The 14,170-nt window shown below is 71.7% G+C and carries 11 protein-coding genes; 3 read left to right on the top strand and 8 right to left on the bottom strand.

Annotation, left to right across the window (positions count from 1 at the left end):
• Positions 1 to 40: 40 nt before the first annotated feature.
• The 8 genes from KILIM_RS08490 to KILIM_RS08455 all read right to left on the bottom strand — a co-directional run bounded on the left by KILIM_RS08490 (position 41) and on the right by KILIM_RS08455 (position 10,694).
• Entirely contained in the window at positions 41 to 973 is a 933-nt protein-coding gene (locus tag KILIM_RS08490; protein WP_006592249.1) for a 2-hydroxyacid dehydrogenase, read from the bottom strand.
• Positions 973 to 2,502, bottom strand: coding sequence for an Asp-tRNA(Asn)/Glu-tRNA(Gln) amidotransferase subunit GatB (gatB, locus tag KILIM_RS08485; protein WP_006592248.1), 1,530 nt, complete (start codon positions 2,500 to 2,502; stop codon positions 973 to 975). Before gatB ends, KILIM_RS08490 begins: the two co-directional genes overlap by 1 nt.
• The gene (gene gatA, locus KILIM_RS08480; protein WP_006592247.1) at positions 2,499 to 4,049 is read right to left on the bottom strand and encodes an Asp-tRNA(Asn)/Glu-tRNA(Gln) amidotransferase subunit GatA; all 1,551 of its coding nucleotides are present in this window, start codon (positions 4,047 to 4,049) and stop codon (positions 2,499 to 2,501) included. Before gatA ends, gatB begins: the two co-directional genes overlap by 4 nt.
• A 137-nt stretch (positions 4,050 to 4,186) precedes the next feature.
• Positions 4,187 to 4,486: an Asp-tRNA(Asn)/Glu-tRNA(Gln) amidotransferase subunit GatC gene (gene gatC / locus KILIM_RS08475; RefSeq protein WP_006592246.1), complete on the bottom strand. Its 300-nt coding sequence runs from the start codon at positions 4,484 to 4,486 to the stop codon at positions 4,187 to 4,189.
• Positions 4,487 to 4,496: 10 nt separating this feature from the next.
• The gene (locus KILIM_RS22230; protein WP_157551596.1) at positions 4,497 to 6,899 is read right to left on the bottom strand and encodes an alpha/beta hydrolase; all 2,403 of its coding nucleotides are present in this window, start codon (positions 6,897 to 6,899) and stop codon (positions 4,497 to 4,499) included.
• Positions 6,896 to 7,318: a hypothetical protein gene (locus KILIM_RS08465; RefSeq protein ID WP_006592244.1), complete on the bottom strand. Its 423-nt coding sequence runs from the start codon at positions 7,316 to 7,318 to the stop codon at positions 6,896 to 6,898. Before KILIM_RS08465 ends, KILIM_RS22230 begins: the two co-directional genes overlap by 4 nt.
• Positions 7,315 to 9,570 (bottom strand): NAD-dependent DNA ligase LigA, encoded by a 2,256-nt coding sequence (gene ligA, locus KILIM_RS08460; RefSeq protein WP_051988706.1) that lies wholly within the window; start codon positions 9,568 to 9,570, stop codon positions 7,315 to 7,317. Before ligA ends, KILIM_RS08465 begins: the two co-directional genes overlap by 4 nt.
• A gap of 98 nt (positions 9,571 to 9,668) precedes the next feature.
• Positions 9,669 to 10,694: a uroporphyrinogen decarboxylase/cobalamine-independent methonine synthase family protein gene (locus KILIM_RS08455; RefSeq protein WP_006592242.1), complete on the bottom strand. Its 1,026-nt coding sequence runs from the start codon at positions 10,692 to 10,694 to the stop codon at positions 9,669 to 9,671.
• Between the two features lie 385 nt (positions 10,695 to 11,079).
• Here KILIM_RS08455 and KILIM_RS08450 point away from each other — a divergent pair, with 385 nt between their 5' ends.
• The 3 genes from KILIM_RS08450 to KILIM_RS08440 all read left to right on the top strand — a co-directional run bounded on the left by KILIM_RS08450 (position 11,080) and on the right by KILIM_RS08440 (position 14,121).
• Positions 11,080 to 12,027: a hypothetical protein gene (locus tag KILIM_RS08450; RefSeq protein ID WP_040562702.1), complete on the top strand. Its 948-nt coding sequence runs from the start codon at positions 11,080 to 11,082 to the stop codon at positions 12,025 to 12,027.
• 205 nt (positions 12,028 to 12,232) lie between these two features.
• Positions 12,233 to 12,664, top strand: coding sequence for a universal stress protein (locus tag KILIM_RS08445; protein ID WP_006592240.1), 432 nt, complete (start codon positions 12,233 to 12,235; stop codon positions 12,662 to 12,664).
• Positions 12,664 to 14,121, top strand: a complete 1,458-nt coding sequence (locus KILIM_RS08440; RefSeq protein ID WP_006592239.1) for an alanine/glycine:cation symporter family protein — start codon at positions 12,664 to 12,666, stop codon at positions 14,119 to 14,121. The genes KILIM_RS08445 and KILIM_RS08440 overlap by 1 nt, the downstream gene beginning before the upstream one ends.
• The last annotated feature ends 49 nt before the right edge of the window (positions 14,122 to 14,170 follow it).

Raw genomic sequence — 14,170 nt, 5'->3', positions numbered from 1 at the left:
AGCGGCCGGTTGCGGACATATCCGCAACCGGCCGCCTTGGTCACAACGGCGAGCGCTGGAGTTGGGCGCCGGCCAGGGCCTGCCCCGCGACGTATGCCCGCACCTGGGCGGCGACGAACCGGCCGAGGCGCGGGGTGAACGCCTCGGTGTTGCCGCCCACGTGCGGGGCGATGAGTACGCCGGGCGTGCTGAACAGCGGATGATCCTGCGGCAGCGGCTCGGGGTCGGTGACATCGAGCGCGGCGCGCACCCGCCCCTGAGCGCAGGCGGCCACGAGGGCCTGCGTGTCGACCACCTTGCCGCGGGCCACGTTGACCAGCAGTGCCCCGGGGCGGAAGCGCGCCAGCAGGTCGGCGTCGACGAGGTGGGTGGTCGCCTCCGTCAGCGGCACGATGAGGATGACGATGTCGTGCTCGCCGACGAGGTCGGGCAGCGCCTCGATGCCGTGCACCCGCTCGACGAGGTCGTCGCCGGCGCGGGCGCGCGAGGCGACGGCCGTGACGCTCACCTCGAAGGGCAGCAGGCGCCGGGTGATGGCGCGCCCGATGTTGCCGTAACCGACGACCAGCACCCGCCGATCGGCCAGCCCCGGCGTAGTCCCGCTCGCCCAACTCCCCCGCTCCTGCGCCCTGACGTAGTCGGGCAGATCGCGCTGCATCGCCAACGTCAGGGTCAGCGCGAGCTCGGCGGTCGCTGTGTCGTGCACGCCGACCGCGTTGGACAGACCCACCCCCTCGGGCACGAACGGCAGCGCGTGGTCGAAGCCGGCGCTGACGAGTTGCACGTGCCGCAGCGCCGGCAGCGTGGCGATCGTCTCGAGCTTGGCGCGATCCATGAACGGCGGGGTGACGAGGAACTCGATGTGCTCAGCCTGCGCGGGCCGTTCTCCCGCCAGATCCCACACAAGAGTGTGCACACCGTCGATGGGGCCGATGGCGTCCGCGATCGCGGCGAGCGGATAGCAGGCGAGCATCAGCCCTCCACCTGCAGTTCGGCCAGGATCAGCGTGCGCACCTTCGCGGCGTCGGCCTGGCCCTTCATCTGCTTCATCACCTGACCGATGAGGGCTCCGGCGGCCTGCACCTTGCCGGCCCGGATCTTGTCGGCGACATCGGGGTTGGCGGCGATGACGGCCTGCACGGCCTGCGTGAGCGCACTGTCGTCGCTGACCAGCTGCAGCCCCCGGGCGTCGGCGACGGCCTGCGGGTCGCCCTCGCCGGCCAGCACCCCGTCGAGCACCTGCCGGGCCATCGAGTCGTTGAGCCGCCCCTCGCGGACCATTGCGTCGAGTTGCGCGATCTGCACCGGTCCCACCCCCAGCCCGGTCAACTCGACACCCGCAGCATTGGCGCGCCGGGCCAACTCCCCCACCCACCAGCGCCGCGCCCCGCCAGGTGTCGCACCGGCCTGCACCGTGGCGTCGATGACGTCCAGCGCCCCGGAGCCGACGACATCACGCATCTCCAGGTCGGTGTAGCCCCACTGGTCCTGCAGCCGCTTGCGCCGCTGCGCCGGGTCTTCGGGCAGGGTGGCACGCAGCTCCTCGATCCGCTGCGCGCTGGGGGCGATCGGCGCGAGGTCGGGCTCGGGAAAGTACCGATAGTCGTCGGCGTCGGACTTCGGTCGCCCGGAGGTCGTGGTGCCGCTGTCCTCGTGCCAGTGGCGGGTCTCCTGCACGACCCGCTCGCCACCGGCCAGCACGGCGGCTTGGCGGGTCATCTCGTAGGTGACCGCGCGCTCCACCGAGCGCAGCGAGTTGACGTTCTTGGTCTCGGTGCGGGTGCCCAGCGGCACGGCCAGCTGCTGCTCGCCGGCGGGATCGTCCCCGGCCCGCGGCCGGAGCGAGACGTTGGCGTCGCAGCGCAGCGAGCCCTGCTCCATCCGCGCGTCGGAGACGTCGAGGGCCCGCATGAGGTCACGCAAGGCGCTGACATAGGCGCGCGCGACCTGCGGTGCCTTGGCTCCCGCTCCGGTCAGCGGTTTGGTGACGATCTCGATGAGCGGGATGCCGGCCCGGTTGTAGTCGGCGAGGGAGTAGTCGGCGCCGTGGATGCGCCCGGAGGTGCCGACGTGGGTGAGCTTGCCGGCGTCCTCCTCCATGTGCGCCCGCTCGATCTGCACCCGGTAGGTGGATCCGTCGTCGAGCTCGACGTCCAGGTACCCCTCGTACGCGATCGGCTCGTCGTACTGACTGGTCTGAAAGTTCTTCGGCATGTCCGGATAGAAGTAGTTCTTGCGCGCGAACCGGCAGTTCGCCGCGATCGAGCAGTTCAGCGCCAGACCGATCCGGATGGCGCGCTCCACGGCCTCCTGGTTGACGACCGGCAGCGCGCCCGGCAGGCCGAGGCAGACGGGGCAGACCTGGCTGTTGGGCTCCCCGCCGAACACCGTGGGGCAGCCGCAGAACATCTTCGTCGCGGTCGACAGCTCGACGTGCACCTCGAGACCGATGACCGGGTCGAAGTCGGCGAGCACCGCCTCGTAGTCCAGCGTCGCGCTCATCGTCCGGCCTCCTGCTCGCGTACGTCGGCATCGGTGGGCAGCTCGCCGATGCGTTGCCACAGCGGCCCACCCCAGTCCCGCTCCAGCGCCCGCTCCAGCGCGGCGCCCACGCGGTAGAGCCGGTCGTCGGCCATCGCGGGGGCGAGCACCTGCAGACCGACGGGCAGGTCGTCGTCCGGGGAGAGCCCGACGGGCACCGACAGGCCGGGCAGGCCCGCGAGGTTTGCCGGGATCGTCGCGATGTCCAGCAGGTACATCGCGAGCGGATCGTCGATCTTCTCCCCGATACCGAACGCCGTAGTGGGGCTGGTCGGCGAGACCAGCACGTCGACCTCCTCGAAGGCCGCGGCGAAGTCGGCGGCGATGAGCGTACGCACCTTCTGCGCCTGCCCGTAATAGGCGTCGTAGTAGCCGGAGGAGAGCGCGTAGGTGCCCAGGATGATGCGGCGCTTGACCTCGTCGCCGAAGCCGGCGTCGCGCGTGGCGGCCATGACCTGCTCGGCGCTGGGGTCGGGCACCCCGTCGGGGCCGACCCGCAACCCGTAACGCATGGCGTCGTAGCGGGCCAGGTTGCTGCTCGCCTCCGAGGGCAGGATGAGGTAATAGGCGGCGACCGCGTACTCGAAGTGCGGGCAGGAGACCTCGGCAACCTGCGCGCCGAGGCCCTCGAGCACGGCGAGGGCCTCGTCGAACCGCTGCCGCACGCCCGGCTGGTGACCGTCGCCGGAGAGTTCGCGTACCACCCCGATCCGCAGCCCGCGCACGTCGCCGGAGCGGGCGGCGGCCAGCACGTTGGGCACCGGACGGTCGAGGCTGGTGGAGTCCAGCGGGTCGTGCCCGGCGATGACCTCGTGCAGCAGCGCGGTGTCGACGACGGAGCGGGCGCACGGGCCGATCTGGTCGAGGCTGCTGGCCAGGGCGATGACGCCGTAGCGGGAGACGCCGCCGTACGTGGGCTTGGCGCCGACGGTGCCGGTGAGCGCCGCGGGTTGGCGGATGGAGCCGCCGGTGTCGGAGCCGATCGCCAGCGGCGCCTCGAAGGCTGCCAGGGCGGCGGCGGTCCCGCCACCGGAGCCGCCGGGGATGCGGGCCAGGTCCCACGGATTACGGGTCGGACCGTAGGCGGAGTGCTCGGTGGAGGAACCCATGGCGAACTCGTCCATGTTCGTCTTGCCGAGGATCGGCAGCCGGGCCTGCCGCAATCGGCGCACGATCGTCGCGTCGTAGGGCGGCACCCAGCCGCGCAGCATGGCCGACCCGGCCGTCGTCGTCAGGCCCTGGGTGCAGGCGACGTCCTTGACCGCGATCGGGACGCCCGCCAGCCGCGCCAGCGGTTCCCGCGCGGCGCGCCGCTGGTCGACGTCGCGGGCGGTGGCCAGCGCCTGCTCCGCGTTGCGGGCCAGGAACGCGTTGACCTGCCCGTCGACCTGCTCGATGCGCTCCAGGTGGGCCTGGGTGACCTCGACGGCGCTGACCTGCCCGGCGGCCAGCGCCGTGGCCAGGCCATCGGCGCCGAGGCGAAGGAGATCGGTGGTCTGGGTGCTCACGTGGGTGTCCTTAGCGTCGCTGCGGGTCTGTGCGTGGCCGTGCGTGGCGATGAGCGGCTGTGGTGCGGTGTCTGGCGAGCGATCGTGGCGGGTGCCCCTCGCCGTCGGTCGCTGGCCTCCGCAGGCGCCGAGCCGGGCTACTGCTCGTCGCCGAGGATGCGCGGGACGGCGAAGCTGTCGTCCTGCACCTGGGGTGCTGCGGCGAGTGCGGCCTCGTGGCTCAAGCCGGGGTGGACCACGTCGGCGCGCATCACGTTGACGAGCGGCACGGGGTGGCTCATCGCCGGGACGTCGGCGGAGACTACCTCGCCGACCGCGGCGACGGCGTCGAGGATGACGGCCAGTTCGCCCGACATCCGCTCGAGTTCGGTCTCGGACAGCTCGATGCGGGCGAGCATCGCCAGGTGGGCGACCTGCTCGCGGGAGATCGACGACATGGGGGCCAGTCTACGGCGGGGCCCCGACGACCTGTGCGAGCCGGGCGAACGCCTGCGTGCCCGGCTCTACGACGGCTGCGTGGGCGGCGGGCCCGGCAACCGGGGAGCCGGCGACGTGCCCGTCGCGGGCCACCTGCCAGACTCCCGCGGGCAGCACGTGAATGCCGCTCAGCCGTTCGGGGTCGACGCCCAGGCTCAGGCCGGCGAGGCGAGCGCGCAGGGGCGCGGCGATGACGGCCGGCACGACTCGCCAGGGCGCCTCGAAGCGCTGCGCGAACCGGATCGGGTCGCCGGGGGCCGTGAGGCTGTAGCGTTCCGGGGCGCGGGGCCGCCCCAGCGGATCGCGCGGCGGGTAGTCGGCCACGCCGCGCACCCCCGGCCCGGCACCCGGGGAGGCGATCTGCACGATGCGGTCGGCGGGTAGGCCCAGGTGGTCGGCTGCCCCGACCATGGTGCCGCCGTAGGAGTGCCCGAGGACCGTCAGGGTGGCCCCCGTGGGCACCGGCAGCCCGAGCACGAAGTCGCGCAGGGGTGCGGCGGCGGCCAGGGCGTAGTGAGCCAACGGCGCGTTGGTGCCGATGGCCAGCGGGAAGTCGGCGCCCATCCAGGCGATCGCTGCCGCGGGGGTGGGAGCCAGCGCGTGCGCGAGGTCGCGGGCGACCTGCGTGGGCAGGTGGAAACCGCGCACGGCGGTGCCAGTGCCGGGGACGAACACGGCGACGGCTCGGGTCTGGTCGTCGAGCCGGCCCCACAGCTCGGCGAGGCGGCCGCGTCCGGCGGGGTCGAACAGCAGCAGCCGACGCCGGCCGTCGGGGGCGTGTCCGTCGAGGGGATCGCGGATGCGGTCGTAGAGCAGCCCCTGGTAGAGCAGGATGCGGACCCGCAGGTCCGCCCGCTCCAGCCCCGGCAGGTCGGCGTTCGTGGTGACGAACGAGGTGATGGCGTCGCGGGTGAGCCACGCGGTCAGCAGGCGCCCCCGGAGCCGTTGCAGCACGGAGGTGGAGTCGGCGACCCGGCGGGCGATGGCGCGCAGCTCGAGGTCCACGTCGGCGCGGCGCGCCCGCCCGAGTTCGGCGCGCAGCAGCAGCCGATTCGCCTCGATGCGCGCCGCGGGGCTGGCGCCGTCGAGCCCACCGATGAGGCCGGGCCACAGCAGGGCGGCCCGTAGCGCGGCGTCGGGGGCTGCGGCGAAGAGGGCCTTGCGTCGCGCAATGCGGGCGCAGGCCGGGTCCGCGTTCCCGTCGTGCGGTGGGTCTGGCGCTGGGTCCGACAGTGGGTCTGGCGGTGGGTGAGGCGCTGGGTCCGACGGTGGGTCCGACGGTGGGTCTGGCGGTAGGTGAGGCTCTGGGTCCGGGAGCTGACCTGGCGGTTGGGCTGGTGGCTGGGCTGGCGAGGAATGGTGCGGCCGGCCGTAGAGAGCCTCGGGTGGTAGCCCGCGGGGCAGCAGGTCGAGATCGGCCGCGGAGGCGACGAGCCGTTCGAGGACCTGCGGATGCCGGCGCACGTACGCCCGCACGACGACGGTGGGGAGCAGCGCCAGCCCGGACCGCAACTGCCGGGCGTCCGCGTCGGGCGGCGGCAGCTGAGAACCGGCGGTGTCAGTGACGTTGCCCGCGGCGATGACGTCGGCGGCGGTGCCCACCGAGGCGCCGGCCTGCCCAGCGCCTTCGATCCGGCCACTGGGGCCGGCCAGGCCGCTGGCGCCTTCGGTGCGGCCGCTGAGGCCGGGCAGGCCGCTGGGGCCGGCGAACTCGGCCATCGGGTTCGGCAGGAGCGCGGAAATCAGGGTTGGGCCGTCGGGGATCGTGCGGATCGCCGACTCAAGCCCGCGGCGACAGGTGACGTCGGCCGCCGAGAGCGCATCGGTGTGCCCGCGGATGGCGGCCCGCAGGTGGCGCAGCCGCCGCGGGTCGGAGACCGCCGCGGGCAACTCGGCCAGCTGTTCCCGCAGCGGCGGCCCGTGCTCGTCGAGGGCGGTGGCCAGCCCGTCGAAGGCGTCGCGGGCGGTGGCCAGCGCCGCTCGGGTGGCCGCGAGCGCCGCCAGGCTCGGCATCGTCGGGTCGGTCGGGGTCGCTTCGCCCAGGGTCGCCTCGGCCGACGTCGTCTCCCCCAGGGTCGCTTCGGTGGGGGTCTCCTCGCCCAGAGTCGCCTCGGCCGGGGTCGCCCCGGCTGGGTGGGTGGCGAGGCGGCGGGCCGCGAGGGCCTGTGTCCGCGCCGCCAGCTCGTCGAACCGGCGCAGATGCCCGTCGAGTTGGCGCACCAGGTCGCGCACTTGCCCGCCCTCGCGGTGCATCCACGGATGAACGACCGGGCGCGCGGCGGCGCTGGCCAGCGCGCGCAGCGCCTGTTCGGCCCGCCGACCGGCCCGGCGCAGGGCGCCGAGCCCACCCCGCATTCCGCGCGTATCCGTCACGGCGAGTCCGCCTCCGCACCGGTCGGTCCCCCGCCCGTCCCGGCCCCATCCGGGCGGGTCCCCTCCGAGCGCGTCTCATCCAGGCCGGCCCCGCCCGTTCCGGCCCTGTCCCCTCCGGCCCCACCCATGGCGGCGGCGAGCGGTGACGAAGCGTCGGGCATGTCGGTGCCGAGCGACACATCAGGACCGAGCGACACGTCGGTGCCGAGCGAGTCGAGCGCCTCGGCGAGGTCTCCCAACGCCAGGCTCACCGCCACGCCGAGGTCGTAGACGACGTTGGCGGTTGTCGATCCCGGCAGCACGGCAGCCCCCGTCTCGATGATCTCGGGAAAGCCCATCCGCCCGGCGAGATCGCGCCAGGCCGCCCCGAGCGCAACCGCCTCCGGGTCACCGGTGGGGCTTACCCCAGCCGCACTCACCGCCCCTCCTCAGCGTCGCCACCTGACTCCCCCGGCCCGCTCGGATCCTGCCCGCTCGGATCCAACCTCTCGCCCCCACCTACCGCCTGCGGGCCGCCGACGAGCAGCGCGGCGAACCCGGCTTCGTCGAGCACCGGCACCCCCAGGTCTGCGGCCTTGTCGGCCTTCGACCCGGCGTTCTCGCCGACTACGACGAAGTCGGTCTTCTTGCTCACCGAGCCGGCGGCCTTGCCCCCGCGGCTCAAGATCGCCTCCTTTGCCGAGTCGCGGGAGAACCTCTCCAGCGACCCCGTGACGACGACGGTCAGCCCCTGCAGCGTCCGCGCCAGCGATGCGTCGCGCTCGTCGGCCATGCGCACGCCCGCGGCGGCCCACTTGTCGACGATGGCCGCGTGCCAGTCGACCTCGAACCAGCGCACCACCGACTCGGCGATCGTCGGCCCGACCCCTTCGACGTCGGCCAGCTGCTCGGCGTCGGCGGCGCGGATCGCGCCCATGTCGGCGAAGTGCCCAGCGAGTGCGCGGGCCGCCGTCGGCCCCACGTGCCGGATCGACAGCGCGACGAGGACCCGCCACAGCGGCTGCGAGCGCGCCCGCTCCAGGTTCTCCACGAGCCGGTGTCCCACGGCCGACAGCACGCGATCGCCGACGATGCCCGGTGCGGGCACGCCGGCCGGATCGGCAAGCTCCTTCTTCGTCGCAGCCCGCGTGTAGAGCCCCACCCCGATGAGCGCCTGCGCGTCCAGACCGAACAGGTCGCCCTCGTCGGTGATGGCCCCGGCCTCCAGCAGCGCACCGGCGCCCTCCCAACCCAGCGCCTCGATGTCCAGGGCGCCGCGGGAGGCCAGGCCGAACAGCCGCTCCCGAAGCTGCGCCGGGCAGCTGCGCGCGTTGGGGCAGCGGATGTCCTTGTCGGCCTCCTTCTCGGGGGCCAGCGGCGTGCCGCACGCCGGGCAGTGCGTCGGCATGACGAACTCGCGTTCGGTGCCGTCGCGCAGGTCGACGACCGGTCCCAGAATCTCGGGGATGACGTCGCCGGCCTTGCGCAGCACCACTGTGTCGCCGATGAGCACGCCCTTGCGCCGCACCTCGTCGCCGTTGTGCAGGGTCGCGTTCTCCACCGTCGATCCGGCGACCAGCACCGGCTCCATCACCCCGTACGGGGTGACCCGCCCGGTGCGACCGACGTTGACGCGGATGTCGAGCAGTCGCGTCGTCACTTCCTCCGGCGGGTACTTGTAGGCGATGGCCCAGCGGGGGGCCCGCGAGGTCGTGCCGAGCCGTCGCTGCAGCGCGATCTCATCGACCTTGATGACGAGCCCGTCGAGCTCGTGCTCCACGGAGTGCCGGTGCTCGCCGAAGTAGTCGACCCGCTCCTGGATGCGCGCCAGGTCGTCGACGACCCGGTTGTGCGTCGAGACCGGCAGCCCCCAGCCGCGCAGGATCTCGTAGGCGTCGGATTGGCGGGAGATGTCGAAGCCCTCGCGAGCCCCCAGGCCGTGCACGAGCATCCGCAGCGGCCGCCCGGCGGTGACGCGCGGATCTTTCTGGCGCAGCGACCCGGCGGCGGCATTGCGCGGATTGGCGAACGGCGGCTTGCCGGCCTCCACCAGCGCGGCGTTGAGTTCGGCGAATGCCTCGATCGGAAAGAACACCTCGCCGCGGATCTCCACCAGCGGTGGAATGGGCACCGTCGCGCTTCGCTCGTCGTGGGCGTCGTGCGGCTGGGTCAATCGCGCCGGGATGGTCGCGATGGTGCGCACGTTGTGCGTCACGTCTTCGCCCGTGCGCCCGTCGCCGCGGGTCAATGCTCTTACGAGCCGCCCGTCCTCGTAGAGCAGGTTGATGGCCAGCCCGTCGATCTTCAGCTCGGTGAGGAAATGCGGGACGGCGGGCTCGCACGCGGCCAGAGTGCGGGCGTACCACTCCTGCAACTCCTGCGCGCTGAACACGTTGTCCAGCGAGAGCATGCGCTCGCGATGGTCGACCGCAGCGAAGTCGGTGGAGAACGCGCCCCCCACCAGCTGCGTGGGGCTCTGCGGCACCCGCAGGGCAGGGTGCTCCTCCTCCAGCGCCTGCAGGCGGCCCAGCAACTCGTCGAACTCGGCGTCGCTGATCGTCGGCGCGTCGCGCACGTAGTAGGCGAACTGGTGCCCGCGGATCTGCTCCGCGAGCTGCTCCCACTCGTGCCGCAGCGCCTCACCCGGCAGGCCCTGGCCCTGTTCCACACCCTCTTGGTTCACGCCGCACATCTTGCCCCACGCCACCGACAAGACCCGCGGTCCGGCGCATCCGCGCAGGTGGCGCGCCGTCGGCCCGCAGTCGATGGGTCGCAGCCGAGTCGAGGAGCTCAGGAGCCGGCGACCTCGGTGAGCGCGCCGGCTGCCGCCACGAGTCGCTCGTGGATGGCGCGCGCCGCAGCGGGGTCGACGCCAGCCAGGCCGCAGGGCGGCGTCAGCGTCACACCGTCCAGCAGGCCGACGCCCAGGCCGACCTCGCGCCAAGCCTGCCGCAGCGGTTGCAGCAGTCGGGCGGTCGTGGCATTCGGCGTCGCGATCCCGGCCCACAGCCCCGTGCCCGCTTCGACGGTGGCCGCCACCGACTCCCAGCCGTGCGCACGCAACAGTGTGCTGTCCAGTGCGACCGCATCGGCGCCGGCGGCCCGCAACAGGGGTAGGGGCACGTCCCGATCGCAACAGTGCACGGCCACCGGGCCGGGCGTCCCGGGCGGAGCCGAGCCCACCGCGACCCGCGCGGCGTCCACCACCTCGCCCAGACCGCGGCGCACGACCTCGGGGTCGACGGCGCGATGCCGGCCATAGCCGGAGGACGTACGGAGCCGGCCCTGCAACACCGCAGGCAACGAAGGTTCATCGACCTGAACCACGAGCCGCGCCCCCGGCACCAGCCGCTGCACGCGCTCGACGTGCCGCGCCAGCCCGTCCGCCAGCGATTGAGCAAGGTCGCGGCAAGCGCCCGGATCGGCGACCACGCGCTCCCCGCGCGCCACCCGAAGCTCCGCCGCCAGCGTCCACGGGCCGGCGACCTGCAACTTCAACGGCCCCACGTAGCCGTCGAAGACCTCGGCCAGCTCGTCCAGGTCGCCCTGCATGAGCACCTGGGTGCGCCGCGCGTCACGACCGGGTCGATCGACGAGCCGCCAGCCGGAGGGCTGCAGGTCGACCGGCAGCTCGCTCAACAGTCCGGCGGTGCGTCCGATGAGTTCGGCGCCGGGGCCGCGATCCGGCAGCTCCGGCAGGTAGGGCACACCGACGACCCCGGCGGGCACCTGCACCGCGAGCACATCTCGCACGATCCGCAGGGCGAGCCGGATGTCGGTGCCGGGCCACGATCCGATCCCGGTGACAGCGCTCATGATCCCCGACCCTATGCGCCCCATCGCCGGTCGGTCTCGACCCCCTCCAAACACCGGGACTTCCTCCGGGAAAGCCCGGTGATTCCGGCGACGACCCGAGTTTCCAGCGGCCTAACTTAGCCCGTTCGGCAAGCTCACAATCTACGATGAATTACGGGGGCGGGCGCGCAGAACGAGTCATCTGGCGGGGCCGAGAAGACTGTGACCAGCATTAACACGGCGGCAAGCGGATGTGGGCACGGACATCCGTGCACACGAACGTCTAGTCTCTTGTGGCCCGTTGTTAACCGGCCGCGACCGCGGTCACGGCCGCGACCACACCCACCGATCGCGGCCGACGACACTGCACCACCGATGCAGTACGCGGGCAGCATCGACGAAAGGCGTGGCATTGGTTGCTTCCGACGAAGCTGACGTCGACCTACGCTCAGCGACTACTTTCGCCCACGCTTTTCGGGAGGCAACGGACCAGCGCGGGCTGTCGCTGGAGCGCATCACCTACCACCTACGCCGGCGCGGCCACGACCTGTCGACCGCAACCCTGAGCTACTGGCGCACGGGACGCAGCGTGCCGCAGCGCAGCACCTCCATCGCGGCGCTGGGCGCCCTCGAAGAGATCCTCGGCGTCGAACGCGGCTCGCTGGCCTCGCTGGTGCCCCCTCGCCCCACCCGCCTCACCGGCGACGGACGCAACCTCGTGCAGGCCGAGCGCTTCATCAAGCGCGCCGAGGTCATCTCGCAGCTGATGTCCGAGCTCGGGCTCAACTGGGACATGGGCATGGAGTACCTGTCGGTGCACGACCACATGCGCATCCGCCGCGACGGCACCCTCGAAGGCCACCTGGTCACGGCGCTCATGCGCGCCACCCGTGAGGGGGTCGACCGCCTCCCCACGTGGTACGGCCACGACGACCCCGGCGCCTACCCCTTCATCAGCGCCGAGAACAACTGCCGCATCGGCCAGGTCGTCGAGAGCAAGGACCTGCCGCTGGTCGTCGCCGAGCTGCTGCTGCCGCGGCCGATGAACGTCGGCGAGGTCGTCCATATCCAGTACACCAACGGGGCCGGCGGGCAGACCGAACCCTTCCTGGACTGGAGCCGCGGCACCGTCGGCACGGTGCGCGAGAGCTACCTGGAGGTCGAATTCGACCCCCAGGCCATCCCGGTCAAAGCGGAGGAGTTCGTCGAGATCGGGCAGGACCGCCGCACGACTCCCCTGCCGGTCATCGACCACACGCTGCGGCGCTATCGGCGCGACTTCGGCCCAGGGGTGTGGGGCCTGGCGTGGGAATGGAGCCCGGGCACCTTGGCGCCCATCCGAAACCGTCCCTGAACAGCGCAAACGATGCCTCAGCGGTATCGCGGACCGCATATCGCACACAAAGCGAGGGCATAAAGAACGGGTTACGAAACGAGGTCGATGCGCGACCTGGCGCCATTGGGGCGGTCATGGTGACCCCAGGGCACCGCAACCCGGACGGGCACGACGGTCCAGGTGGGCGGCGCTTCACCATTCCCGCAACCCACAAGGAGGGACGATGCCCAAGGTCATCGTCGGAGTCGACCGAGGCGATGCGTCCACGCGCGCATTGCGCTTCGCTGTCGACGTGGCCCGCGCTGAAGATCTCAGCCTGATCCTCGCGTACGTCATCAACTGGTCGCCGTTCTCATTCAGCACGCCCAGCGACAACGAGCAGCGCCACGCGCGACGTGAGCAAGAGCTGGTAACCGCCCGCGAGCAGATCATCGAGCCGATGACCAAGATCGTCGAGGAGGCGGGCCTGAGCGCGCAGACCGAGGTGCAGCACGGTCACCCCTCGGAGACGCTCGTCGACCTGGCCTACAAGCACGACGCGAGCCACATCATCGTGGGCCGCACGGGTGACTCCGGCTTGCGAGGCACCGTCTTCGGTAGCACCGCCTCCCGCCTGGTGCAGCACTCGCCCGTGCCCGTAACGGTGGTGCCGTAATGGGTATTGTCCAGCTCTTCGACGCCTTCTCCGAGTGGATCACCGGGGTCGTCTTCTTCTCCGTCAACATCGGCGGGGCCACCCTGCCGCTCATCGTCTTCTGGCTGGCCATTGCCGGCGTATTCTTCACGTTCTATCTGGGCTTCATGAATGTGCGCGGGTTCAAGCTCGCGATCGACCTGGTGCGCGGCAAATACTCCGATCCCAAGGACGCCGGCGAGGTCTCCCACTTCCAAGCGCTGGCCACCGCCGTCTCCGGCACAGTCGGCCTGGGCAATATCGCCGGTGTCGCCGTCGCGATCTCCATCGGCGGCCCGGGAGCGACATTCTGGATGATCGTCGCGGGATTCCTGGGCATGAGCACCAAGATGGCCGAGTGCATGCTCGCGGTGAAGTTCCGCCGTGAGCGGGAGGACGGCACCGTCTCCGGTGGCCCGATGTACTACCTCACCGACGGCCTGAAGTCGATCGGCCTGGGCACCTTCGGCAAGATCCTCGCCGTGATCTACGCGATCTGCATGATCGGCGGCTCGCTCGGCGGCGGCAACATGTTCCAGTCCAACCAGGCCACGGCGCAGGTCATCGGCGTGACCGGCGGGGACAACAGCCCGCTGGCCGGCCTCGGCTGGGTCGTCGGCCTGGGCTTCGCCCTGCTGGTCGGCGTCGTCATCATCGGCGGCATCAAGTCGATCGCGCGGGTGACCGAGAAGATCGTGCCGTTCATGGCCGTCCTCTACATCACCGCCTGCCTCGTCGTCATCATCGTCAACGTCAACATGGTGCCCGCCGCCTTCGGGCAGATCATCGACGGCGCCTTCACCGGCGCCGGCGCGACCGGTGGCGTCATCGGCGCCCTCATCGTCGGCTTCCAGCGAGCGGCCTTCTCCAACGAGGCCGGTCTGGGTTCGGCCGCGGTCGCGCACTCCGCGGTCCGCACCAAGGAGCCCGCCACCGAGGGCTTCGTCGCCGCCCTGGAGCCGTTCATCGACACGATCGTCATCTGCACGATGACCGCTCTGGCCATCGTCATCACCGGCGCCTGGAACGACCCCGACGCCAGCCGCGTCGGTGGTGTGGGTCTGACGTCGCGGGCCTTCGAGACGGTGCTGCCGTGGTTCCCGATCGTCTTGGCGGTCGCCGTCATCCTGTTCGCGTTCTCCACGATGCTCAGCTGGGCGTACTACGGCATGAAGGCCGTGTCCTACCTTTCCGGCGAGAACCGCATCGCGGAGAACGCCTACAAGGTGATCTTCTGCGTCTTCACCGTCATCGGTGCGGCCGCCGGCCTTGACTCGGTCATCAACTTCTCCGACTCCATGATCTTCCTGCTCGGCCTGTTCAACATCATCGGCCTGTACCTCTTGGCCCCGGTCATCCGACGCGAGATCGTCGGGTACTTCAACCGGGTCCGCAGTGGCGAGGTCAAGCAGGTCGAGCACCACGAGCGCTCGCACTGATCGGCTTTACCAGCCAGCGGTAAAGGGTGGCCCGAGGCGTTGCGCCTCG

It is taken from the genome of Kineosphaera limosa NBRC 100340 (assembly GCF_000298215.1).
In the GTDB taxonomy this organism is placed as follows: domain Bacteria; phylum Actinomycetota; class Actinomycetes; order Actinomycetales; family Dermatophilaceae; genus Kineosphaera; species Kineosphaera limosa.
Note: the sequence above shows the minus strand (reverse complement) of the source record. Positions and strands in the feature narration are given on the sequence as shown.